Annotated in this window: 16 protein-coding genes and 2 pseudogenes; 3 read left to right on the plus strand and 15 right to left on the minus strand. The window is 49.2% G+C overall.

What is annotated here, in order from left to right; genetic code table 11:
* Positions 1-234: 234 nt before the first annotated feature.
* Positions 235-357 (plus strand): annotated as a pseudogene (locus ACTQ3K_RS11615) (helix-turn-helix domain-containing protein); the annotation flags it as partial.
* Positions 358-555: 198 nt separating this feature from the next.
* On the opposite strand, the gene guaA reads toward ACTQ3K_RS11615, so the two are convergent.
* From guaA to ACTQ3K_RS11665, 10 genes and pseudogenes are all read right to left on the minus strand, one after another.
* Positions 556-2,097 carry a glutamine-hydrolyzing GMP synthase gene (guaA, locus tag ACTQ3K_RS11620; RefSeq protein ID WP_441568047.1) on the minus strand — a complete coding sequence of 514 codons (1,542 nt, stop codon included), beginning with the start codon at positions 2,095-2,097 and terminating at the stop codon, positions 556-558.
* A 31-nt stretch (positions 2,098-2,128) separates the two neighbouring features.
* A complete protein-coding gene (locus ACTQ3K_RS11625) occupies positions 2,129-2,689 on the minus strand; it encodes a hypothetical protein (RefSeq protein ID WP_441568046.1) in 561 nt (186 codons plus the stop codon).
* A gap of 141 nt (positions 2,690-2,830) precedes the next feature.
* Positions 2,831-3,451: a histidine phosphatase family protein gene (locus ACTQ3K_RS11630; RefSeq protein ID WP_441568045.1), complete on the minus strand. Its 621-nt coding sequence runs from the start codon at positions 3,449-3,451 to the stop codon at positions 2,831-2,833.
* 55 nt (positions 3,452-3,506) lie between these two features.
* Positions 3,507-6,341 carry an excinuclease ABC subunit UvrA gene (gene uvrA / locus ACTQ3K_RS11635; RefSeq protein ID WP_441568044.1) on the minus strand — a complete coding sequence of 945 codons (2,835 nt, stop codon included), beginning with the start codon at positions 6,339-6,341 and terminating at the stop codon, positions 3,507-3,509.
* A gap of 17 nt (positions 6,342-6,358) precedes the next feature.
* Positions 6,359-8,350, minus strand: a complete 1,992-nt coding sequence (gene uvrB / locus ACTQ3K_RS11640; protein WP_441568043.1) for an excinuclease ABC subunit UvrB — start codon at positions 8,348-8,350, stop codon at positions 6,359-6,361.
* Positions 8,351-8,394: 44 nt separating this feature from the next.
* Positions 8,395-8,598, minus strand: a pseudogene (gene rhuM / locus ACTQ3K_RS11645) (RhuM family protein); the annotation flags it as partial.
* A 390-nt stretch (positions 8,599-8,988) separates the two neighbouring features.
* A complete protein-coding gene (nifJ, locus tag ACTQ3K_RS11650; protein WP_441568042.1) occupies positions 8,989-12,534 on the minus strand; it encodes a pyruvate:ferredoxin (flavodoxin) oxidoreductase in 3,546 nt (1,181 codons plus the stop codon).
* Between the two features lie 221 nt (positions 12,535-12,755).
* Positions 12,756-13,697, minus strand: a complete 942-nt coding sequence (locus ACTQ3K_RS11655; RefSeq protein ID WP_441568041.1) for a transketolase family protein — start codon at positions 13,695-13,697, stop codon at positions 12,756-12,758.
* On the minus strand, positions 13,685-14,521 hold the full coding sequence (locus tag ACTQ3K_RS11660; RefSeq protein WP_441568040.1) for a transketolase: 837 nt from the start codon (positions 14,519-14,521) through the stop codon (positions 13,685-13,687). Before ACTQ3K_RS11660 ends, ACTQ3K_RS11655 begins: the two co-directional genes overlap by 13 nt.
* Before the next feature lie 45 nt (positions 14,522-14,566).
* On the minus strand, positions 14,567-15,451 hold the full coding sequence (locus ACTQ3K_RS11665; RefSeq protein ID WP_441568039.1) for a DMT family transporter: 885 nt from the start codon (positions 15,449-15,451) through the stop codon (positions 14,567-14,569).
* Between the two features lie 184 nt (positions 15,452-15,635).
* Between ACTQ3K_RS11665 and ACTQ3K_RS11670 the strand changes: the two genes are divergently transcribed.
* Positions 15,636-16,661, plus strand: coding sequence for a glycosyltransferase family 2 protein (locus ACTQ3K_RS11670; RefSeq protein ID WP_441568038.1), 1,026 nt, complete (start codon positions 15,636-15,638; stop codon positions 16,659-16,661).
* Between the two features lie 121 nt (positions 16,662-16,782).
* Here ACTQ3K_RS11670 and ACTQ3K_RS11675 read toward each other — a convergent pair whose 3' ends face one another.
* The 3 genes from ACTQ3K_RS11675 to ACTQ3K_RS11685 form a co-directional block, all read right to left on the minus strand.
* Positions 16,783-18,255 carry a Mur ligase family protein gene (locus ACTQ3K_RS11675; RefSeq protein WP_441568037.1) on the minus strand — a complete coding sequence of 491 codons (1,473 nt, stop codon included), beginning with the start codon at positions 18,253-18,255 and terminating at the stop codon, positions 16,783-16,785.
* A 108-nt stretch (positions 18,256-18,363) separates the two neighbouring features.
* Positions 18,364-19,512 carry a lactaldehyde reductase gene (gene fucO, locus ACTQ3K_RS11680; RefSeq protein ID WP_441568036.1) on the minus strand — a complete coding sequence of 383 codons (1,149 nt, stop codon included), beginning with the start codon at positions 19,510-19,512 and terminating at the stop codon, positions 18,364-18,366.
* A gap of 110 nt (positions 19,513-19,622) precedes the next feature.
* Positions 19,623-20,981, minus strand: coding sequence for an MATE family efflux transporter (locus tag ACTQ3K_RS11685; RefSeq protein ID WP_441568048.1), 1,359 nt, complete (start codon positions 20,979-20,981; stop codon positions 19,623-19,625).
* 210 nt (positions 20,982-21,191) lie between these two features.
* On the opposite strand from ACTQ3K_RS11685, the gene ACTQ3K_RS11690 reads away from it, so the two are divergent.
* Complete coding sequence (locus ACTQ3K_RS11690; protein ID WP_441568035.1) at positions 21,192-21,524, plus strand: sporulation initiation factor Spo0A C-terminal domain-containing protein; 333 nt, start codon at positions 21,192-21,194, stop codon at positions 21,522-21,524.
* Between the two features lie 69 nt (positions 21,525-21,593).
* On the opposite strand, the gene ACTQ3K_RS11695 is transcribed toward ACTQ3K_RS11690, so the two are convergent.
* Both ACTQ3K_RS11695 and ACTQ3K_RS11700 read right to left on the minus strand, forming a co-directional pair.
* Positions 21,594-23,234 carry an ABC-F family ATP-binding cassette domain-containing protein gene (locus ACTQ3K_RS11695; protein WP_441568034.1) on the minus strand — a complete coding sequence of 547 codons (1,641 nt, stop codon included), beginning with the start codon at positions 23,232-23,234 and terminating at the stop codon, positions 21,594-21,596.
* Positions 23,235-23,491: 257 nt separating this feature from the next.
* Entirely contained in the window at positions 23,492-24,718 is a 1,227-nt protein-coding gene (locus ACTQ3K_RS11700; protein ID WP_441568033.1) for a dicarboxylate/amino acid:cation symporter, read from the minus strand.
* Positions 24,719-25,002: the final 284 nt, after the last annotated feature.

The following is a 25,002-nucleotide window of genomic DNA, read 5'->3' on the forward strand; positions in this document are numbered from 1 at the left end:
CTATTATAAAACTGAAGTGGCTCATTATGACCGGAATAGTGGCTCACACATATCCGGAATGGTGGCTCAAGCTTGCCGGACAGGTGGCTCATTGGAGCACAGATTATTCATTATACCTAATGTAACTATACCGCCTAATATTCCACCTGGTCCCAAAGCTGTCAATGCTGTTATGATTGCTGCTCCTCCTGCAAGCCCAGTTGCACCGATTGCTGGCATCAACACTAAACCTGGTACCTTTCTATGTTTGATATGTTCCATTCATGGCAGGAACAAGCTGAAAAGCTGAAATCCGGAGAAATCACTCAGGAAGAATATGATCAGTGGCGGTATAATTATCCCAAAAACGACAAATAAAAAACCAACGAAAAAGGCCTTACCAAATTGATTTCACTCAATTCAGTAAGACCTTTTTGTTGGTTCACGCATATTACCTGATAACCACAAGATTCCGGATAAATAATGCCAAAATCTCTCGTGTTATCATTTTGTTATCAAACAGAACTTTATCTGCCCTGAAATGCCCTGTTTATAAGGGATTCCAGAAAATTTTTATTATTCAAACTCAATCGTTCCCGGCGGTTTGCTGGTCAGATCATACAGTACACGGTTCACACCCTTCACTTCGTTGACGATCCGGCTGGCCACATGGGTCAGAACAGAGAAGGGAATCTCGGAAACGTCTGCAGTCATGAAATCGCTGGTGTTGACAGCGCGGAGTGCCACAGCATAATCATAGGTTCGGAAATCACCCATGACACCGACAGAACGCATATTGGTCAGGGCTGCAAAATACTGACCCAGACCGCGGTCGAGGCCTGCTTTTGCGATCTCCTCACGGTAGATGGCATCGGCTTCCTGGACGATCTTCACCTTTTCTGCCGTTACTTCACCGATGATACGGATTCCCAGACCGGGACCGGGGAAGGGCTGTCGGTAAACCAGATATTCGGGGATTCCAAGCTCCAGGCCTGCCTTACGGACTTCGTCCTTGAATAGCAGACGCAGGGGTTCAATGATCTCCTTAAAATCTACCACATCGGGAAGTCCTCCTACGTTGTGGTGGGATTTGATCACCGCGGACTTTCCGAGGCCGCTCTCGATCACATCCGGATAAATAGTTCCCTGAACCAGATAATCCACAGCGCCGATCTTTCTTGCCTCTTCCTCGAATACACGGATGAATTCCTCACCGATGATCTTCCGCTTCTGTTCCGGTTCGGTCACACCCTTCAGCTTCGCATAGTAACGCTCCTGGGCATTGACGCGGATAAAGTTTAACTCATACGGTCCGTTGGGGCCGAATACGGCTTCCACCTCGTCTCCTTCGTTCTTCCGGAGAAGGCCGTGGTCCACAAATACACAGGTCAGCTGCTTTCCGATGGCTTTGGAAAGCAGAACAGCCGCCACGGAGGAATCCACACCGCCGGACAGAGCACAGAGTACCTTGCCGTCGCCGATCTTTTCCCGCAGTGCCTGAATAGTATCCTGAACAAAGGAGCCCATCTTCCAGTCACCGCTGCAACCGCAGACCTTATAAACAAAGTTGGAAAGCATCTTCATTCCCTCTTCGGTATGCATAACCTCCGGATGAAACTGGACTGCATAAAAATTCTTTTCCGGACATTCCATTGCCGCAACCGGGCAGACCGGAGTACTTGCCGTTACACGAAATCCTTCCGGCGCCTGGGAAATGTAATCGGTATGGCTCATCCAGCAGACCGTTTTCGGTGATACATCACCAAACAGAACGCTGTCATTTTCCACCGAAACCTCTGTCCTTCCATACTCGCTTACCGGTGCTGTCTCGACCTTTCCGCCAAGCATGTGCGCCATCAGCTGGGAACCATAGCAGATTCCAAGGATCGGAATTCCAAGCTCATACAGTTCCCTGGAACAATGGGGGGAATCCTCCCCGTAAACACTGTTGGGACCGCCGGTAAAGATAATACCCTTGGGCTCCATGGCCTTGATCTTCTCCAGATCCATGGTGTAGGGGTGAACCTCGCAGTATACACTGCATTCCCGGACTCTTCTTGCGATCAGCTGGTTATACTGGCCGCCAAAGTCCAGAACGATAATCATCTCTTTTTTCACAAAGATTTCCTCCTGCTTGTGTTATTGATTCTTATGATAACTTCTGTCCGCATTCCGGACAGTAGAATAATCCTGCTTTTACAGATGCATGACAGGAAGGACACTCCATCTCCTCTGCCGCAGCTTCTTCCGGTGCTGTGGTCTCTTCCTGAACTGTCTCTGTTTTAGGCTCTTCTTCCTCGAAGATTTCTTCTGTCACTGCTTCTCTGGCTGTTTCCGGCTCCGGATCATTTTTCAGTATTTCATTTTCCGCCCCGCACTTACCGCAGAACCGATCCTCGTTTGCCATCCATGCCCCGCAGCTTGTGCAGCGCTTCTGATTCTTTAAGATCTGTTTGTCACGGGTCAGGCGTTCCAGGCGTTCCCTGGCCTCCGCTACATCTGCCGCCAGAATTGCATAAGTCTCCGGCATATCCCCGCAATGATCCTTATAATATGCTTCGCCGAGGGCCGCATAAGCTTTCCTGAGCTTTGTTTCCTCCTGAGTGATCTGGAAACTGAGCTTTGTGGAGCCAGCGACCTCCTTCGTCTTATTTCCCAGCACACGGCCTGTATTGGCAACTGTCTCACTCAATGTATCAAAAAATCCCATAACCGTTCCTCCTGTCCAGCTGGAACTGGTTCCCGATTGGGCTCAGTTCCCATTTCCCATTTTCAAAACCATGCATGATCCATCAGCACAGTTTCTTTCATTATAAAAGCAGATCCGGCTCTTGTCAACGAACGGCGCTGATCAACCTTTCAGATTATCCAGATGATGGGCATCATTAAGAGTCCGCAGAATACACCGATCCTCTTCGATATCGATAACGGTCAAGGATGTATTGTCCAGTTCAATGCAGCGGTACAGTCTGGATGTCATGTCCATGAGATAAAAAATCACCAGCTTCAGGATTCCGCCGTGGGCCACCACCACAATGGTCTTATCCGTATGACGATAGGTTTCCTTGATTTCCTCAATGGCTGCTCCGACACGGAGCTTTGCTTTATTTAAGGTTCCCTCTCCCGACATGGGATAATGAAACGGCTCGATTCGATAATTGGTAAATGCTTCACCGTAAAGCTCAGCATTTTCTTCCTTTGTATGACCATCCCACTGGCCGAAATCCAGCTCCTTTAAGGCGTCCACCACATGGATCGGCCGCCCGGTTGCTTCTGAGATGGGGCGCGCCGTATCATAGGCCCGCTGAAGCGGAGAAGCAAAGATCTCATCCACATGAATGGTCTCAAACCGTTTTCCGAGAGCCTCCGCCTGCGCCCGTCCATGCTCGGAAAGCGGGATATCCGCCTGTCCCTGATACTGTCCTGTCACATTCCATGGAGTTTCCCCATGTCTCACCAATATAAAACGCATACTGTCTCCTTCTTTTCGTTTCGGTTCTTTTCGTTTCGATTCTTTTGTGCTTCTCTTACCGCAGATATTTTTTTACATATCTTCCCGTATAAGATATCGGGTTTTCGGCAACCTCCTCCGGTGTACCCTGAGCGATCACTGTACCTCCCTTATCGCCGCCCTCAGGCCCCATATCAATAAGATAATCGGCCGTTTTGATCACGTCCAGATTATGCTCGATCACGATCACCGTATTCCCATTTTCGCATAAACGCTGGAGAATTTCAACCAGCTTATGAACATCCGCAAAATGAAGTCCAGTAGTCGGCTCATCCAGAATGTAAATGGTTTTTCCCGTATCCCGTCTGGAAAGCTCCGTTGCCAGCTTGATCCGCTGTGCCTCACCGCCGGAAAGCGTTGTGGACGGCTGTCCCAGCTTCAGATAAGAGAGTCCTACATCATAGAGCGTTTCGATCTTCCGTTTGATCGACGGCACGTTCTCAAAAAAGGTCAGTGCCTCCTCCACGGTCATATCCAGTACATCATAAATACTCTTTCCCTTATATTTCACTTCCAGCGTTTCCCGGTTGTAACGTTTGCCGCCGCAGACCTCACAGGGCACATAAACATCGGGAAGGAAATGCATTTCGATTTTCAGGATTCCATCCCCGCCGCAGGCCTCGCACCGGCCGCCCTTCACATTAAAGCTGAACCTGCCCTTTTGGTAGCCTCTGGCCTTGGCATCCGTTGTTGATGCAAACAGATCACGAATCATATCAAACACACCGGTATAGGTCGCCGGATTAGACCGTGGCGTCCGTCCGATAGGCGACTGATCAATAGCAATGATTTTGTCAAGCTGCTCCGTCCCTAGGATCTCCTTATGCCTTCCTGGGATTGTCCGCGCCCGGTTCAGCTTTTTCGCCAGCGATTTATAAAGGATTTCATTGACCAGAGACGACTTTCCCGAACCGGATACACCGGTCACACAGGTAAAAATCCCCAGTGGAATCTTCACATCAATGTTTTTTAAGTTATTTTCCGCTGCGCCTTTTACCGTCAAAAAGCCCTTCGGCTTTCTCCTGGTCTCCGGAACCGGGATCTTTCTTCTGCCGCTCAGATAGGCACCTGTGATGGAACGGTCACAGGCCATGATCTCCTCAGCCGTACCAACAGCCACCACCTCTCCTCCGTGCTCCCCGGCTCCGGGGCCAATATCCACAATACAGTCTGCCGCGCGCATAGTGTCCTCATCATGCTCCACCACCAGTACACTGTTTCCCAGGTCTCTCAGATGCATCAGCGTTGCCAGGAGCTTATCGTTGTCCCGCTGATGAAGCCCGATGCTTGGCTCATCAAGAATATAGGCAACCCCAACCAGACCGGAGCCAATCTGGGTCGCCAGACGGATCCGCTGCGCCTCACCGCCGGAAAGAGTCGCCGTGGCGCGGGAAAGAGACAGATAATCCAGCCCCACATCCACCAAGAATCCCACTCTGGCGCGGATCTCCCGCAGCACCAGCCGTCCGATGGAAATCTGAACCGGTGTCAGCTTCTCCTCAATATGCTCCATAAAGAGCTTCAGATCTCCAACCGACATGGATGTGATCTCATAAATATTTTTATCACAGACGGTCACTGCCAGAGAGCTCTGCTTCAGACGCCGTCCGCCACAGACCTTACAGGGCGTGATCCGCATAAACGTCTCATACTCTGCCTTGACAGTCTCTGATGCGGTTTCCCGATAACGCCGTTCCACGTTCCGGATCAGCCCCTCGAAGGCCACCGGATAAATTCCCTCTCCGCGCTGTCCCTTATAATATACCTTGACCTCATGGCCGTCCGTACCATGAATCAGAATATCATGGATCTTTTGGGGATAATCCTGAAACGGTGTATCCAGATCAAAGTCATACTCTTTGCAAAGTGCCTCCAGAATCGCCCGACTGAAGCTTCCCTTTGTCACGCAGGACTGCCAGCCGCAGACCGCAATGGCTCCCTCGTTGATACTTCTGGTCTTATCCGGTATCATCAGATCCTCATCAAACTCCATCTTGTAGCCGAGACCGGAGCATTCCGGGCAGGCGCCAAAGGGATTGTTAAAGGAAAAGCTTCTCGGTTCTACCTCTTCAATGCTGATTCCGCAGTCCGGACAGGAAAAGCTCTGGCTGAAGGTCAGAATCTCTTCCCCATTCACATCCACCTGCATCAGTCCATCAGAAAGCTGGAGCGCTGTCTCAATAGAGTCGGTCAGGCGCTTCTCGATCCCCGGCTTCACCACCAGACGGTCCACCACGATCTCAATGTTATGCTTCATGTTTTTATCCAGAATGATCTCCTCAGACAGTTCATAGAGATTTCCGTCAACCCGGACCCGGACAAATCCACTGCGCTTTGCCTGATCCAGAACCTTTTCATGTCGCCCCTTTCGCCCTCGAACCACCGGTGCCAGAATCTGGAGCTTTGACCGCTCCGGCAGTGCCAGGATCTGATCCACCATCTGATCAATGGTCTGCTTTTTGATCTCCCGTCCGCACTTGGGACAATGCGGAATCCCAATTCTTGCATACAGCAGACGGAAATAATCATAGATCTCAGTCACCGTTCCCACAGTGGATCTGGGATTTCGATTGGTTGATTTCTGGTCAATGGAGATAGCCGGAGAAAGACCCTCAATGCTTTCTACCTCCGGTTTTTCCATCTGTCCCAGGAACTGTCGTGCATAAGATGACAGGGATTCCATATAACGCCGCTGTCCTTCTGCATAAATCGTATCAAAAGCCAGGGAGGATTTTCCGGAGCCACTGAGTCCTGTCAGTACCACAAACCGATCTCTGGGGATATCCAGAGAAATATTTTTAAGATTATGCTCGTTGGCACCTCTGATCCTGATGTATTTCTGTTCTGCCATGGTTTTTCTCTATACTCCTATTTCTCATAAAGCTGTTTTTTTAATTCCATCATCTGATCCCGCAGCACGGCCGCCTGCTCAAAGTTCAGCTCCGCCGCTGCCTTCTGCATCTTCTTCTGAACCTCGCCGATCAGCGCCATCAGCTCTTTCTCGCTCATGGACTCCGGATCCTTCTTCAATTTCAGGCGCTTCGGCTGATCCTCTTCCTCCGCCTTGGAAATACTGATCAGATCACGGACCGCCTTCTTGATCGTCATGGGCGTGATCCCGTGCGCTTCATTATAAGCCTGCTGGATCTTCCGCCTCCGTTCTGTCTCGTCGATTGCTACACGCATGGAATCCGTCATGGTATCGGCGTACATGATCACATGTCCCTCCGAATTTCTCGCGGCACGGCCGATGGTCTGAATCAGCGATGTCTCCGATCGGAGGAAGCCCTCCTTATCTGCATCCAGAATCGCCACCAGACTGATCTCCGGAATATCCAGTCCCTCACGAAGCAGATTGATCCCCACCAGCACATCAAAAAGATCCAGCCGCATGTCACGAATGATCTCGCTTCGCTCCAGGGTATCAATATCGGAATGGAGATATTTTACCCGGATTCCGACCTCCCTCATATAATCAGTCAGATCCTCCGCCATGCGTTTTGTCAGCGTGGTGACCAGAATCTTATTTCCTTTTTCTACTTCTTTGTTGACCTCCGAAATCAGGTCATCAATCTGCCCGGTCACGGGACGCACCTCCACCGCCGGATCCAGAAGTCCGGTGGGTCGGATGATCTGTTCCGCACGAAGAAGCTCATGCTCCTCCTCATAAGGTCCCGGCGTCGCTGATACAAACAGCAGCTGGTCGATCCGTTCCTCAAACTCTGAAAAATTCAGAGGCCGGTTATCCAGCGCTGATGGAAGCCGGAATCCATACTCCACCAGTGTGTTTTTCCTTGACCGGTCTCCCACATACATCCCGCGGATCTGCGGAACTGTTATATGCGACTCATCGATCATGATCAGAAAATCATCCGGGAAATAGTCAAACAGCGTGCAGGGCGGCTGTCCCGGTATCTGCCCCGTCAGATGACGGGAGTAATTCTCAATGCCGGAGCAGAAGCCGGTCTCCCGCATCATCTCGATATCATAATTGGTCCGCTCCATGATCCTCTGAGCCTCCAGAAGCTTGTCCTCGCTGCGAAAATATGCAATCCGTTCCTTTAACTCCGCCGCAATGCTTTCTGTTGCTGCCAGCATCTTATCCCGCGGTACCACATAATGGGACGCCGGAAAGATTGCCACATGCTCCAGACGGCTTCTTGCCTCTCCCGTCAGAGGATCGATCTCCGAGATCCGATCCACCTCATCTCCGAAAAATTCGATCCGATACGCCGCACTGTCACTGTACGCCGGAAACACCTCCAGCACATCGCCCCGCACCCGGAACGATCCGCGCCGGAAATCCATATCACTCCGGTTATACTGGATCTCCACCAGTTTTCGGACCACCTCATCCCGTTCTTTCTCCATTCCCGGCCGCAGAGAGATCACCATGTTTTTATAATCGATAGGACTTCCCAGACCATAGATACAGGACACCGATGAAATGATGATCACATCGCTCCGCTCTGACAGCGCCGCCGTCGCCGAATGACGCAGCTTATCGATTTCATCATTGATAGAGGAATCCTTTTCGATATACGTATCTGTTGACGGCACATACGCCTCCGGCTGGTAATAATCATAATAGGAGACAAAATATTCGACCGCATTATTAGGGAAAAACTCCTTAAACTCCCCATATAACTGCGCCGCCAGCGTCTTATTATGGGCAATGATCAGCGTCGGCTTCTGGATCTGCTGGATCACATTGGCCATGGTAAACGTCTTTCCGGACCCGGTCACACCGAGAAGCGTCTGAAACTGATTTCCCTCCCGGAATCCGCGGACCAGCTTCTCAATTGCCTGTGGCTGGTCACCGGTCGGCTTGTATTCTGAAACTAATTCAAAATGATCCATTACAGATTCTCTCCTTTATATTTCTACTTCTGGACAACATTCTCATATATCAATTCTTCCACAGTCTTCCCGATAACAGCAACGTGAAGTTTATTTTGAACAAATGCGTAAAACGCTTTTGTTATCTCACTGTTTTTGTCATAATCATAACTGCACTGTTCAAATACATCTGTAATTTTCTGATAGGCTCTGCGTTCACTGGCTCTGATTTCACGAATGCGTTCAAGTAATTCATCAAAATCTTCTTTATAAATATTTTTCAAATGTAAAGAATATTATCTGTTGTACATTCAAATAAATCTGCCATTGCTTTTTGTGTCATCCAAAAAGTATCTTCCTTAAACTTCCCATACAACTGCGTTGCCAGCGTCTTATTATGGGCAATGAGCAGCGTCGGCTTCCGGCTTCTGGCTTCTTTGCCGTGTATAAATCACTCATTATTATTAGGATTGTCACTTGTTCAGTATATCATTCAACCAGAAAAAAGTACAGAGAAAACCGAATGTTTGTTCTGTACTTTTTATTTAAAACACGTAGAATGCCCGCATAAAAAAAAGACACACCTTTCGGCAAATAAATTTGCCTCCAGATGTGTCTTTTTATTTTCTATTCGTTCGCTTTACTCAAAGCTTTCGCGATCAATCCTCGCTACCGTACAGTTTTACCAGCTTCTGAAGATGAGCGTATTTAGCCTTGGACTGCTCCTCAGCTTCCTCGAAGAGCTTAGCTGCTCTTTCCGGATTAGCACGTACAAGGGAGTTGTAACGTACTTCGCCGTTCAGGAAGGCCTTGTAATCGCCTGTAGGAGCCTTGCTGTCGAGGCTGAATGCGGGCTTGCCTTCTGCTGCCAGCTCGGGGTTGTAACGGAAGTTGAACCAGTAACCTGCCTCAACTGCTGCCTTCTCCTCAAGCTGAGCCTTTGCCATACCAGCCTTGATACCATGGTTGATACAAGGAGCGTATGCGATTACCAGGGAAGGTCCCGGATAAGCTTCTGCTTCTGCCAGAGCCTTAACACACTGATTCATATCAGCGCCCATAGCGATCTGAGCAACGTATACATAGCCATAGCTCATTGCGATAGAAGCCAGATCCTTCTTCTTTACCTCTTTACCACCTGCTGCAAACTTCGCGATTGCACCGGTAGGTGTGGACTTGGAGGACTGTCCGCCTGTATTGGAGTAAACCTCGGTATCGAATACCATGATGTTGATATCCTTCTTGCTTGCAAGAACATGGTCAACACCACCGAAGCCGATGTCGTATGCCCAGCCGTCACCACCGAAGATCCACTGAGACTTCTTAGCCAGGAAGTCCTTATCCTTCAGGATATCCTGAGCCTTGTCACAGCCGCATGCTTCCAGAGCTGCTACCAGCTTATCGGTAGCTGCACCGTTGAGAGCACCTACGCCGAAGGTATCCAGCCATTCCTGACCAGCTGCCTTTACATCTTCCTTATCGGAGTTTGCTACCAGATCCTCAACCTTGGACTTCAGAGTATCTCTCATAGCGCTCTGAGCCAGGCTCATACCATAACCAAACTCAGCAGCATCCTCAAACAGGGAGTTGGACCAAGCCGGACCCTTGCCTTCGGGTGTTACAGTGTAAGGTGTGCTGGGTGAAGAGTTACCCCAGATGGAGGAGCATCCGGTTGCGTTTGCAATATACATTCTGTCACCAAACAGCTGAGTGATCAGTTTTGCGTAAGGGGTCTCGCCACAGCCTGCGCATGCGCCGGAGAACTCAAGCAGAGGCTGCTTGAACTGGCTTCCCTTAACGGTATTCTCTTTGAATTTTGCGATAACTTCGGGCTTCTTAGGCAGCTTCAGGCCATACTCGAATCCCTTCTGCTCGTCGAGGTTTGCTTCCAGGGGTTCCATGGTAAGAGCCTTGGCACCCTTCTTGCCGGGGCAGACAACTGCACAGGAACCGCAGCCTAAGCAGTCAAGAGCATCAACAGTCATAGCGAAGGTCAGTTCCTTCATGCCGGTCATGGGCACTTTCTTCATCTCAGCAGGAGCTGCTGCAGCTTCTTCTGCAGTCATAGCTACCGGACGGATTGCTGCATGAGGGCAAACATAAGAACAGAAGTTACACTGGATACAGTTTTCAGGATTCCATACAGGAATGTTAACTGCAACACCACGCTTCTCGTATGCGGCAGCACCGGAAGGAGTAGAACCATCTACATAATCGGTGAATGCGGATACAGGCAGCTTGTTGCCTTCCTGTGCGGATACGCTCTGCTGAATGGTCTTTACGAACTTCTCAACATCAGCTCTTCCGCCTTCGGGTACCTGCTCGGAAAGATCTTCGTACTCAGCATTCTTCCAGCTCTCAGGAACTTCGATCTGGTGAATCTGCTTAGCGCCTTCTTCAATAGCTGCCCAGTTCTTCTGAACAACATCATCACCCTTACGTCCGTATGTAGCCTTTGCAGCAGCCTTCATCAGATCGATAGCCTCAGCCTCGGGGATGATAGCAGCCAGCTTGAAGAATGCAGACTGAAGGATGGTATTGATACGGGTAGCACCCATACCGGTCTCGATACCGATCTTAACACCATCGATTACATACATCTTGATGTTGTGATCAGCAATATACTTCTTAGCCTGTCCGGGCAGATGCTCTTCAAGGCCTTCCATATCCCAGGAGCAGTTCAGAAGGAAGGTACCGCCGTCCTTCAGATCCTGTACCATGTTGTACTTTCTTAAGTATGCAGGGTTATGGCATGCTACAAAATCAGCCTTGCTGATCAGGTATGTGGAACGGATCGGGTCTTTACCAAATCTCAGATGGGAAATGGTAACACCGCCGGACTTCTTGGAGTCATAATCAAAATATGCCTGAGCATACATATCGGTGTTGTCACCGATGATCTTGATGGAGTTCTTGTTAGCACCTACGGTACCGTCTGCACCAAGACCCCAGAACTTACAGCTGATGGTTCCTTCGGGAGCAACTGCGATTTCCTCGCCTACAGGCAGGGACAGATTGGTTACATCATCAACGATACCGATGGTGAATACCTTCTTCTCGGTGTTGTTGTATACAGCAACGATCTGTGCAGGAGTGGTATCCTTGGAGCCTAAGCCGTAACGGCCGGTGTAGATCGGAACGTTGTGGAACTTGGTGTCACGGAGAGCTGCTACTACATCCAGGTAGAGAGGCTCGCCCATAGCGCCGGGCTCCTTAGTTCTGTCAAGTACGGAGATCTTCTTAACGGTCTCAGGGATTGCTGCAACCAGCTTCTCTGCTACGAAAGGTCTGTACAGACGAACGATTACAAGACCAACCTTCTGGCCCTGTGCATTTAAGAAATCAATGGTCTCTTTGATGGTTTCGCATACGGAACCCATAGCGATGATAACCTGCTCAGCATCGGGAGCACCATAGTAGTTGAATAACTGATAATCTGTTCCCAGCTTCTCGTTTACGAGAGCCATCTTCTCTTCTACGATTGCAGGAAGTGCATTGTAGTAGGAGTTGCATGCTTCTCTTGCCTGGAAGAAGATATCGGGGTTCTGAGCAGAACCTCTCTGGCAGGGATGCTCGGGGTTCAGCGCACGGCGTCTGAACGCATCAACTGCATCCATATCTACCATATCCTTCAGATCTTCATCATCCCATACCTCGATCTTCTGGTACTCGTGAGAAGTACGGAAACCATCGAAGAAGTTGATGAAAGGAACACGACCCTTGATTGCTGCACAGTGAGCAACGGGAGTTAAGTCCATAACCTCCTGTACGCTGCCTTCGCAGAGCATTGCCACACCGGTCTGACGACAGGCATAAATATCGGAATGATCACCGAAGATGGACAGCGCGTGGCTTGCAAGTGCACGGGCAGATACGTTGAATACACCGGGAAGCAGCTCGCCGGCAACCTTGTACAGGTTGGGGATCATTAAGAGCAGACCCTGGGATGCGGTGTAGGTAGTTGTCAGGGCACCTGCTGCCAGAGATCCGTGTACAGCACCTGCTGCACCAGCCTCGGACTGCATCTCAGCCATCTTTACAGTCTGGCCGAACATGTTGAGCTTGCCCTGGGTTGCCCATTCATCCGTAGCTTCTGCCATCGGAGATGAAGGGGTGATGGGGTAGATGGCTGCCACGTCTGTGTATGCGTAGGAAGCATACGCTGCTGCGTGGTTACCATCCATGGTTTTCATTTTTCTTCCCATAGATATAATCCTCCTCTAAGTATATAAAGTTAAAATGAAAATTTTTAACTAGTCATCTTTTCTATTATACAATTTCCACAATAGGAATGTCAAACAAGTATCTTAAAAAATACATTTTTCGCATTTATTTTTCAGCGGAACAAAATTCTGCGGTACATCTGCAATTTTTCCGTCCGCACCGCAGGATTCTGTTTTAAGGATCTGTTTCCCTTTCAGGAATTTTATTTTACGAAGTCCTTTACCCTTGCCGCGATGCTTTCGCTGTCAAGGCCGTATTTCTTGATCAGTTCCTTTGCAGGACCGGATTCTCCGTAAGTATCATTGATACCGATCTTCATAACCCTGGTGGGAAGCTTCTCGGAAAGAACATCACATACAGCACTTCCAAGACCGCCGATCACGGAATGCTCCTCAACCGTTACAATCTTTCCGGTCTCCTTGGCAGCCGCCAGGATCAGTTCCTCATCAATGGGCTTAATGGTATGGATATTGATCACCTTTGCATCGATGCCCTCTTCCGCCAGCTTTGCAGCGGCTTCCAGAGATTCACTTACGCACAGGCCGGTTGTCACAATGGTCACATCCTTGCCTTCGCGCTCAACAACACCCTTGCCGATCTCAAATTTGTAAGAAGCTTCGTCATGGATTACCGGAACGGCAAGACGGCCAAACCGTAAGTATACAGGACCCTCATATTCCACAGCGGCACGAACGGCTGCTCTTGCTTCCACATCATCTGCGGGAGAGATCACAACCATACCGGGAATTGTTCTCATCAGAGCAATATCCTCGTTGCACTGATGGGTTGCACCGTCCTCACCTACCGAAATACCGGCATGAGTTGCTCCGATCTTTACGTTCAGATGGGGATATCCGATGGAGTTGCGGATCTGCTCAAAGGCACGTCCTGCTGCGAACATAGCGAAAGAGCTTGCAAAGGGGATCTTTCCGGTAGTAGCAAGACCTGCTGCCACACCCATCATATTTCCCTCTGCGATACCGCAGTCAATATGACGCTCCGGAAATGCTTTCTTAAATACAGCAGTCTTTGTAGCGCCTGCCAGGTCGGCATCCAGCACGACCAGGTTCTCATATTCGGCTCCAAGCTCTGCCAGAGCTTTGCCGTAGCTTTCTCTTGTTGCGATCTTCTTTACTTCTGACATAACGCTTCACCTACTTTCTCCAAATCTGCCATTGCGACTGCATACTGCTCATCGTTGGGAGCAGTTCCATGCCAGGACGCCTGGTTCTCCATGAAGGATACGCCCTTGCCCTTTACGGTCTTTGCGATGATCGCGGTGGGCTGTCCCTTTACAGTCTTTGCCTCATCAAACGCTGCGCGGATCTGGTCAAAGTCATGACCGTCAATGTTAATTACATGGAAATTGAATGCTTCAAACTTCTTATCAATGGGATAAGGAGAGTTTACATCTGCGATATTGCCATCGATCTGGAGACCGTTGTTATCCACGATCACAACCAGGTTGTCCAGCTTTCTGTGTGCAGCCAGCATGGAAGCCTCCCATACCTGGCCTTCCTGAAGCTCGCCGTCACCCAGCAGGGTGTATACACGATAATCGTCACCGAAAAGCTTTGCGGAGATTGCCATACCTACAGCAGCAGAAATGCCCTGTCCTAAAGAACCGCTGGACATATCAACGCCAGGAATATGCTGCATACAGGGATGTCCCTGTAAATAAGAACCGATGTGACGGAGGGTTACAAGATCTTCCACAGGGAAGAACCCTCTGTGCGCCATGGCTGCATAATAACCAGGAGCCGTATGACCCTTGGAAAGAACGAAACGATCACGATCCGGCTTCTTGGGATCTTTCGGATCGATATTCAGCTCTTCAAAATATAAGTAAGTAAAAATGTCAGCTGCGGAAAGAGATCCACCTGGATGGCCGGCCTTGGCACTGTGAACAGATGTTATAATGCCCTTGCGAACTTCATTGGCCATTTTTTTCAGTTCCAACGTATTCATTACAGTTCCTCCTTGTAATATCTAAACATACTTACATAAAGTATATCATTTTCTGCTCTGACTGTCCACTTCTTTTGCTTTTTTTCCGTTGTAAAGAAACATTGCCACAGATGCACCGATGATGATCACATAACCCAGATAGCTCCATTTATCCGGGAACTGATGGAGAAAGATCATCCCCAGCAATGTCGAGAAAATGATCTGTGAATAATCATAAATAGAAATCTCCCTGGCCGGTGCAAACCGATAGGCCGCCGTGATCGCAAACTGACCTGCTGCCGCAAAAACACCGGCCAGCAGCAGATATCCGGTCTGTACTGCCGTCATGGGAGAATATCTGGTCAGTACATATGGCAGCAGAATCACGGTAGAAAAGGCTGAAAAGAAAAAGACGATAAACGGACCGGGTACACCACGCTTCTGTAAAAGACGGACCGTACTGTATGCCGTTCCGGCTCCTGCTCCGCCGATCACGCCGATGATGGCAGGAAACAGCGGCATGGACGACGCCCCCGGCTTAATGATAAACAGGGCTCCTGAAAAAGCCGCCGCGATACACAGGATCTGCGGGATCTTAATGGCCTCCTTTAATAAGAATACGGACACAAGCACCGTAAAGAAGGGGGACAGCTTGTTAAGCATGTTCGCATCTGCCACCATCATGCGGTCCAGCGCATAAAAATTTGCCAGCAGGCCAATGCTTCCAAAGGTAGAACGCAGGATCAGCCACTTTACATCACCTCCGTTTAATTTCACCCTTGTTCTGGATACCAGAAGCAGGCCTCCCGCCATAAACAGCGATACCAGATTCCGGAACAGACACTTCTGCATAGATGGTACATCGCCGGCCAGCCGGACAAAAACCCCCATTACTGCCCAGGAAAATGCCGAGGTCATGATGCACAGGATTCCTTTTGTTTTATTGGACATAGTTTTTCCTCCCTTTTCCTCCTTTTTTCTCCCATTATACGCCGAACTGATATGACCAGCAAGATGATTTTTTATGCTTTTCTTTCTTAAAATATAAGATAAGTTGCAGTTTCCCGGAGGATGCGGTATACTGGATTTTGACAGATAAACTGGATTTCATTCCAATTCATAAGGAGTATTCAACGTGAAATTATTATCCATTGCCGTACCCTGTTATAATTCACAGGACTATATGGAACATTGTGTAGAATCACTGCTGCCCGGCGGTGATGATGTGGAAATCCTGATCGTCGATGACGGTTCCAGGGACAACACTGCCGCCATTGCAGACCGCCTGGAGGCGGAGCACCCGGGAATCATCCGTGCGATCCATCAGGAAAATGCCGGACACGGCGGAGCCGTCAATACCGGAATCAAGCATGCCACCGGCCTGTTCTTCAAGGTTGTTGACAGCGATGACTGGGTAGATCTCGAGGCTTACGAAAAGATCCTGGCCTTTCTCAGGAAAGCGGTTCAGGACGACATGCTTCCGGATCTGATTCTCTCCAACTATGTATATGACAAACAGGGTGCAGTCCACAAAAAAGTTATGCAGTACCGGAACTATTTCCCGGTCGATACCTACTTTTCCTGGGAACAGGTAAAGCCTCTTCCTCCCACCACCTATATTTTAATGCATTCGGTGATCTATCGGACAAAGGTGCTCCACCTCTCCGGCATGGAGCTTCCGAAAAAGACCTTTTATGTGGACAATTTGTTCGTATTTGAACCCATGCCTTATGTTCAGAGCATTTACTATCTGGATGTGGATTTTTATCATTATTTTATCGGAAGAGAAGATCAGTCCGTCAACGAACAGGTCATGATCTCCCGCCTGGATCAGCAGTTCCGTGTTACTTACCGGATGATCGATGCGCTGGAGCAGTCCGCTCCCCTGATGACAGACGCAACCCTCTGCAAAAACATGTGCTCCTATTTAAATATCATCATGACGGTTTCCTCCGTTCTGGCCATCAAATCCGGTACGGAAGAACATCTTCAATGGAAACGGGAGCTCTGGGACTATCTGAAGGCCTCCAATCCCGGTCTCTGGTTCAAATTCCGGTATCGGACGATCCTGGGCATCTCCATGAACCTGCCCGGAAAGATCGGAAGAAAGCTGTCAATCCTGGGATATAATATTACTCAGAAAATTTATGGATTCAACTAAATCCAATCAGCCAGACCATGCAGAGAAAAGCCCTGCGGACTCCCGTGTAATCCTCTCACAGGGAAGCCGCAGGGCTTTTCTCTGAAAATTCAATGCTCATCCTTCGTGTCCTGGGACAATCTTACTCGTCTGCTTGCCGCTCCTGCTCCGCGATCCATTTCTGTACCACCTTCGGATCAGACAGATACGGCTCGTAATGATCCCGCACACGCTGGGTGACCTCTGCGCCCTTTCCGGCCAGGATCACCACATCGCCAGGCTCTGCCGCTTCCATAACGGCACGGACGGCACTCTCCCGGTCGGGAATGATCCGGCAGGGCTTTGTGATATGGCTCTTGATCTCCTCACAGATCGTTACCACATCCTCGTAACCGGGATCGTCCGCAGTCAGGAACACCTGATCTGCGTATTTCTCCGCCAGTTCTCCCAGATCCCGTTTTCGGATTGCCGACCGTTCTCCACAGGCTCCGAACATCGAAAGGATCCGTCTGGGGGAAAAGGTCTCCCGCACAGCCTTATAGACATTCAGAAAGCTCAGCTTATTATGAGCGTAATCCACAACAATATGGATTCCCTTATACTCCATCAACATCATCCGGCCCGGAATGTGGACAAACCGGATTCCCTCCTGGATGGTTCCGGCATCCAGACCCATCTCAAAGGCCGCCACAATGGCCGCTGTCAGGTTTTCCACATTGAACCGTCCCACCAGACTGCTCTCAAAGGCATACCAGGAACCGCGGTACCCAAGCTCAAACCGGCTTCCGGACGCATCAGACACACAGTTTCGGATCACCGCGTCACAGGATTCGTCGTGACCGTAAAAAATCCGTTTTTTCCCCTCGCTGGCCGCCAGAACCTTATCCAGAAAACGGGTTTCCTTATTGATGATGGCCGTGTCACACTGACGCAGAAACGAGGTCTTGCAGTCCACATACTCCTCGAGGGTCGCATGCTCCCTTCCGCCGATATGATCCTCATCCACATTAAGGAACAACCCGATGGGGAACTGCTCCCCGTACACGCGGGACAGCTTCATGGCCTGAGAGGACACCTCCATAACCACATGGTCACAGCCGTTATCCAGTGCTTCTTTAAAATAGGACTGAAGCTCCGCCGGCTCCGGCGTCGTCAGATGGCTGATCCTGGATTCCTTTCCGGTGTTGATCTCCGTAGTGGAAAACAACGCTGTTTTTCCGGGAGCCGCCGTATCGAGAATAGACTTCAGAATATAGGCCGTCGTAGTCTTCCCCTTTGTTCCGGTGATTCCGGTCACAAACATCCTGCTTCCGGGATTCCCGTAAAACCACCGGGCAGCCACGGAGACTGCCTTTCGAATATCGGTTACCAGGATCTTCGGAAGCTCCACTCCGTAATCCTGTTCTGCCATGTAAAGAATCGCTCCGCGTTCCTTCGCCATCTCCAGATATTCTTTTTTAAAGGTAAATCCCTTGCAGACAAAAAACGTCCCCGGTTCTGCATCCTTTGAGTTGGCGGTAAAGGAGGACGGAGCCAAACACCCCGTCCTCTGATCCGCCAGGAGCAGCAGATGTTCCTTTGCAAGAAGATCCAGCAGTTCCTGTATGTTTCTCATCGCTATTATTTCCTCTTTCCTGTCTCCGCGCTCTGCATTTCTTTTACAGAACCGGTTTTCGGTATATGCTTACCGGTATGCTCTTCTAGGTTCTTACCGATGTGATTTTTACAGAAGTGTCCGGTACAGCGCTTCAATCTGCTCCAGTGTCACATCCTTGGGATTTCCGGGTGTGCAGGCATCCTTGATGGCACTTTCTGCCAGGAACGGAACATCCTCTGCCTTTGCGATCTCCTTCAGATCTGCCGGGATTCCCACATCAGAAGCCAGCTTTCTTACTGCCTCAACGGCTGCCTTCCGATATTCCTCCTGACTCATTTCATCTACACCGGCAACGCCCATGGCTCTTGCGATCTCCCGGTACTTCGCGCCCGTTGCATCTGCATTGAATTCCATGATGGTCGGAAGAAGGATCGCATTGGCAACACCGTGCGGCGTATCATAAACAGCACCCAGGGCATGCGCCATGGAATGAACGATTCCGAGTCCCACATTGGAGAATCCCATGCCGGCAATATACTGGCCAAGAGCCATGCCATCTCTTCCCTCTTCGGTATTCTCTACTGCTCCGCGCAGGGAAGACGCAATCAGCTCGATGGCCTTTATATGCATCATATCCGTCATTTCCCATGCCCCCCTGGTGATATAGCCCTCGATCGCATGAGTCAGCGCATCCATTCCGGTTGCTGCCGTCAATCCCTTCGGCATGGAAGCCATCATATCCGGATCCACTACCGCGATCACCGGAATGTCATGCGTATCTACGCACACAAACTTCCGGCGGTTTTCCACATCGGTGATGACATAATTAATCGTTACCTCCGCTGCGGTGCCTGCCGTTGTGGGAACTGCAATAATCGGAACACAGGGATTTTTTGTGGGAGCAACGCCCTCCAGACTCCGCACATCGGCAAATTCCGGATTATTGATAATAATACCGACTGCCTTCGAGGTATCCATGGGAGAACCGCCGCCTACAGCAACAATGAAATCTGCCCCGGATGCTTTATATGCTTCCACGCCGCCCTTTACATTCTCAATGGTCGGGTTTTCTTTGATATTTGTATAAACCTCATAGCCGCATCCTGCCTTGTCCAGGACCTCCAGCACCTTTCCGGTCACGCCATGCTTATAAATGGTCGGTCCGGAGCAGACAAATGCCTTCTTAAATCCGCGCTTCTTCACCTCTGCTGCGATCTCCTGAATGGCGCCTCTGCCAAAATAAGATGTTTCATTTAAAATCATACGGTTTGCCATCTGTAAAATCCTCCTTCAACCCACATTTCTTATAAATTTCTGTTTTTTCAAGTCAGCCGGACTGATTCCGGCTGCTTCTTATCATACCATAACTTTCAGATTCCGTCCATTCAGGCTTCTGCTTTCTTTTTCTTCCTCTTCAGCCGTTCATCCGAGCCATGCCTCTGCCACTTTCCGCTGGCCATCCGCCAGAGAAACATAAAAAACCGGAAAATCCAGTCAATGCTCATTGCCACCCACACAAACAGTACCGGCATATGAAACTGTTTCACAAACAAATATGCCAGTCCGATCCGGAAAATCCACATGGAGCTTACCGCAACCACCATGGTAAAGGTCACATCCGAAGCCGCCCGCAGCGCATTGGGCAGGAGGAAGGCCGGCGGCCACAAAGCCATCGCACATCCATGAAAAATAATCAGATCCCGCGCTGCCGCCGCTGCCTCCGGCGACAGGTTGTAGATCCCGACGATCGGAGCGCTGAACACATCAAGGATCAAAACGATTCCTGCCAGGATCAGATAATCCAAAAGAATAAACCGTTTCGTATAATATCGAACCTGGCCGAATTCTTTCGCACCCACACACTGGGACGCCACCGTAACCAGTCCCATACCGATGGCGGTTCCCGGCAGATATTCCAGCGTTACCAGATTTCCTGCCACTGCAAAGCCGGCAATGGCTGTCGTTCCCATGGTCGACACCAGACTCTGAACCATGATTTTTCCAAGCTGGAACATACCATTTTCCATGCCGCTTGGAACACCAATGCTTAAAATCTGACGGATCATATGCGGATCATAGCCCAAACGCAGATGCTTATCAACATAAAGAATATTTTTTTCATTCCGAATAATAACCAGCATGATTACAGCTGCCACCATACGGGAAACCAGCGTAGGGACTCCCACACCAGCCACGCCGGCCTTCAGTACATATACACCAATGGCATTTCCGGCCACATTGATCCCGTTCATGATCAGAGAGGTCTTCATGGATATTTTGGAATTTCCCATGACACGGTAAAGCGCTGCACAGGAATTATAAATCGCCAGAAACGGAAACGATACCGCTGTCAGATAAAAATAAATCCTGGCGTTCTTCATGACATCAGCTTCAATTTTTCCAAACAGACCGCCAAGGATCACCGCGTTTCCTGTCAGAGACAGGATCATGATCACCAGCGCCAGCACGGTGGTTACCAGAAGGAGCTGATTGGCAGCACGACAGCCTCGTTCTCTGTTTTTACATCCGAGAGCCTGTCCCGCTACAACCGCACCGCCCGTTGCCATAGCGGCCATAAGCTGATTCAGCAGCAGGTTGATGGCATCCACCAGCGATACGCCAGACACCGCTGCTTCACCTGCCCCCGCCACCATGATAACGTCCAGCATTCCTACCAGAACGGAAAGAAACTGCTCGATGATCAGGGGAATCAACAACTTTTTCAGATCACTTTTTGAGAACATCATACTCCAAAATCCCTCCTCTGTTCCTTCCTCGATTGTAACACCCCACTCTCCTTTTTACAAGCAGAATTCCCGCCTGTCTTCCTTTGTCTCTTTTCGTCTCTTGTCTGGATTTTCAGACGCATATCCGCTATATTATAAGAAATAACTCGCTCGAATCTGCCAGTTCTGTTGTTTTTCATGGCAGCCTGCGGAAAGGAGACTGATCTTATGAAGCCCACTCTGGAAGAACTTCTTTATCCTCTCGGCATAACCAACCGCTACCGCGGTTATCCTTATTTTATCATGGCTGTCACTCTGGCGGTGGAAGATCCCACGCGCCTTTCCAATGTGCAAAAAGAAATCTATCTTCCCATTGCTCTGGAATACCATGCCAATCCGGTTAATGTGGAGCGTGCACTCCGGACGATCCGCGATGTGGTGCTCCGAAACGGCGGCCCGGAGTTTTTAAAGCGGCTCAATGGCGGTACAACTCCACGGAACGCAACGCCTTACCCCACAGAACTGATCGATCTGTTTGCCCGGTTTCTGAACAATGCCTGAATTTTAAAACGGCTTCTCCGGAAACCCGGAGAAGCCGTTCTGTTTTTATATACCTGAATCCATTCTCTTTTAATTGTCTTCTGCATCAGACGCGGAAAGACTGTAGCTGAGCTGGCGCTTTCTTGCCATCTCATCACTCTCCAGATACTCATCATACGTCGTGATCTTATCGATCAGGCCGCTGGGCGTAATCTCCATGATACGATTCGCCGTGGTCTGAACAAACTGATGATCATGGCAGGAGAACAGCACCACACCGGGATACTTGATCAGCGCATTATTCAGCGCCGTGATCGATTCCATATCCAGATGGTTTGTCGGCTCATCCAGGATCAGTACATTGGTCGCCTGGATCATCATCTTGGATAACTGGCAGCGAACCTTCTCTCCACCGGAAAGCACCCGCACCTTCTTTACGCCGTCATCACCGGCAAAAAGCATTCTTCCCAGGAAGCCGCGGACATACGTTACATCCTTGACCGGAGAAAACTGCGTCAGCCAGTCCACAATCGTCAGGTCATTATCAAACTCAGCCGTATTATCCTTGGCAAAATACGCCTGAGAAGTGGTCACGCCCCACTTATAGGTTCCCTCATCAGGCTCCATCTCGCCTGCCAGGATCTGGAACAGGGTTGTCTTTGCAATCTCATCCGATCCCACAAATGCAACCTTATCATTCCGTCCCAGAATAAAAGAAATGTCATCCAGAACCTTCACGCCCTCGATGGTCTTGGTCAAATGCTCTACCGTAAGAACTTCATTTCCGATCTCACGCTCCGGACGGAAATCAATATAGGGATATTTCCGGCTGGAAGGACGGATTTCATCAAGCTGGATCTTCTCCAGGGCTCTCTTTCTGGAGGTTGCCTGCTTGGACTTGGAAGCGTTGGCGGAGAATCGCTGAATGAATTCCTGTAACTCCTTGATCTTCTCCTCTTTCTTCTTGTTGGCTTCCTTCATCTGCTTGATCATCAGCTGGCTGGATTCATACCAGAAATCATAGTTTCCGGCATAGAGCTGGATCTTTGCATAATCAATATCTGCAATATGGGTACAAACCTTATTTAAGAAATAACGGTCATGGGAAACCACGATCACGGTATTGTCAAAGTTGATCAGGAATTCCTCCAGCCATGCAATGGCATCCAGATCCAGATGGTTCGTCGGCTCATCCAGTAACAGAATATCAGGATTTCCAAACAGTGCCTGTGCAAGAAGAACCTTAACCTTGTCATTTCCGACCAGATCCTTCATGATCGAATAATGAAGCTCCGGGCCGACCCCAAGGCCGTTTAACAGCGTCGCCGCATCCGACTCTGCTTCCCAGCCATTCATATTGGCAAACTCTGCCTCCAGATCAGCGGCACGGATTCCATCCTCCTCAGAGAAATCCGGTTTTGCATAAATAGCATCCTTTTCTTTCATAATTTCCACCAGACGGGGATTTCCCATCATGACAGTATCCAGCACCACGCAGTCGTCAAACTTGAAGTGATCCTGCTGTAAAAAAGAAAGACGCTGGCCGGGTGTGATGGTCACATCTCCCTTTGAGGGCTCCAGCTGACCGGAGAGAATTTTCAAAAACGTAGATTTTCCGGCGCCGTTGGCACCGATCAGACCGTAGCAGTTTCCCTCGGTGAACTTAATGTTTACATCCTCAAACAGAGCCTTCTTTCCCAGCCGGAGGGTGATATTATTTGCACTGATCATCGAAACATTCCTTTCTTTTCATTCATTTCTATTTTATCTTCATGCTCTTCGCCTATACAACGGTCTTTTATCCAGGCGGATCTCCTCTTGATCGGATCTGCCGTGTCAGACCGCACCTCATAATATCGTACTCGAAAAGTGCTTATTTTGCAATGGTTTTTTTCAGGCCTTTGAATTTGAATGTTCAATTCCATCACAAAGACCGGGATCTCTCCCGGTCTCTGTTTAGGGAACCTGTTTGTGTATGAAAAGAATGTTTACTTTCCTGCTTTTCTTGCTTCCTTCTTTTCTTCCAGCTTGGAAACAATGATCGCACAGGCAGCATCACCGGTGATATTCACGGTAGTACGACCCATATCGAAAATACGGTCAACACCGGCAACCAATGCAATTCCTTCTACCGGAAGTCCCACACTCTGCAGCACCATTGCCAGCATGATCATACCGGCGCCGGGAACTCCGGCAGTACCAATAGAAGCCAGCGTTGCAGTCAGAATGATCGTTGCCTGCTGAGGCAGCGTCAGGGAAATACCGAAGCAGGAAGCGATGAAGATCGCGCAGACACCCTGATAAATAGCAGTACCGTCCATATTAATGGTTGCACCGAGCGGCAGGGTAAAGGCTGCGATATCCTTTTTTGCACCCAGTTTTTCAGAACACTCAATGTTCAGCGGCAGCGCACCTACGGAAGAAGCACTGGAGAATGCCATCATCATTGCCGGCATCATACCCTTGAAGAACTTTGCCGGACTTAAACCGCCAAGTGCCTTTACGGTAGAGGAGTATACGATCACAGCATGGAGAATATAGCCCAGGTATGCAACTAACAGAACGATTGCAAGGCTTCCAAGGATCTTCGGACCGTTTTCAGCAACCACAGGAGTAATCAGACAGAACACGCCGATGGGGCTGAGTGCAATAATGAAGGACATGATCTTCATGGACACTTCATTTGCACTGAGTGCAAACTCCTCAAATCCTTTTCCCTTATCACCGGCAAGGATAATACCGAAACCGAAGAACAGGGAGGCCACGATTACCTGAAGCATAGTGGCATTTACAAAGGGGGAAATAATATTGCTGGGGAAGATATCGACAATGGTATCCATGATACTGGGGGCTTCCTTCGCTTCATATTCCAGACCGGAAACCTCCAGAACCGGGAACAGCCCCTTAAAGATATTTGCCAGGACCAGGCCGATCACAATGGCAACGGCCGTCGTACAAAGATAATAGACTACGGTTTTTGCACCGACACTTCCAACCTTCCGGATATCCTTCATGGAAATGACACCACAGATGATCGAGAAGAATACGATGGGAACAACGATAAATTTAATCAGATTCAAGAAAATCGTACCAAATGGTTTAATGTAGTTGACGGCGACCTCCGGTACGCTCATCATACACAGACCTGCAACAATACCAAGAGCAAGGCCGATAAAGATTTTTGCTGACAGAGGCAGTTTCTTTGTTTTACTCATAGATAATTCTCCTCTCTGTTTTTGTTTCTGTAATCATCCGGACTCGATCCGATCCCGCGCGGTTTTCATTCATCGTTTCAGTCCAATCTTTTTACAGAACTTTTATAATTTTTTTATAAATCTATAATACCGCATTTGAAAGAATATTACAACTATTTTTTATACTTTTCTGCCAGTTTTTGGCACTATTCACCATTATATTTTATATTTATTATTTCTCTCCATGTTTTTTGAATTTTGTTATTTTTTTAACATTTTATCCATCGTCTTTTTCCGGTGATACC

Origin of the sequence: Candidatus Paralachnospira sp. LCP21S3_A2 (genome assembly GCF_052118925.1) — a bacterium.
Taxonomy (GTDB): Bacteria; Bacillota; Clostridia; order Lachnospirales; family Lachnospiraceae; genus Lientehia.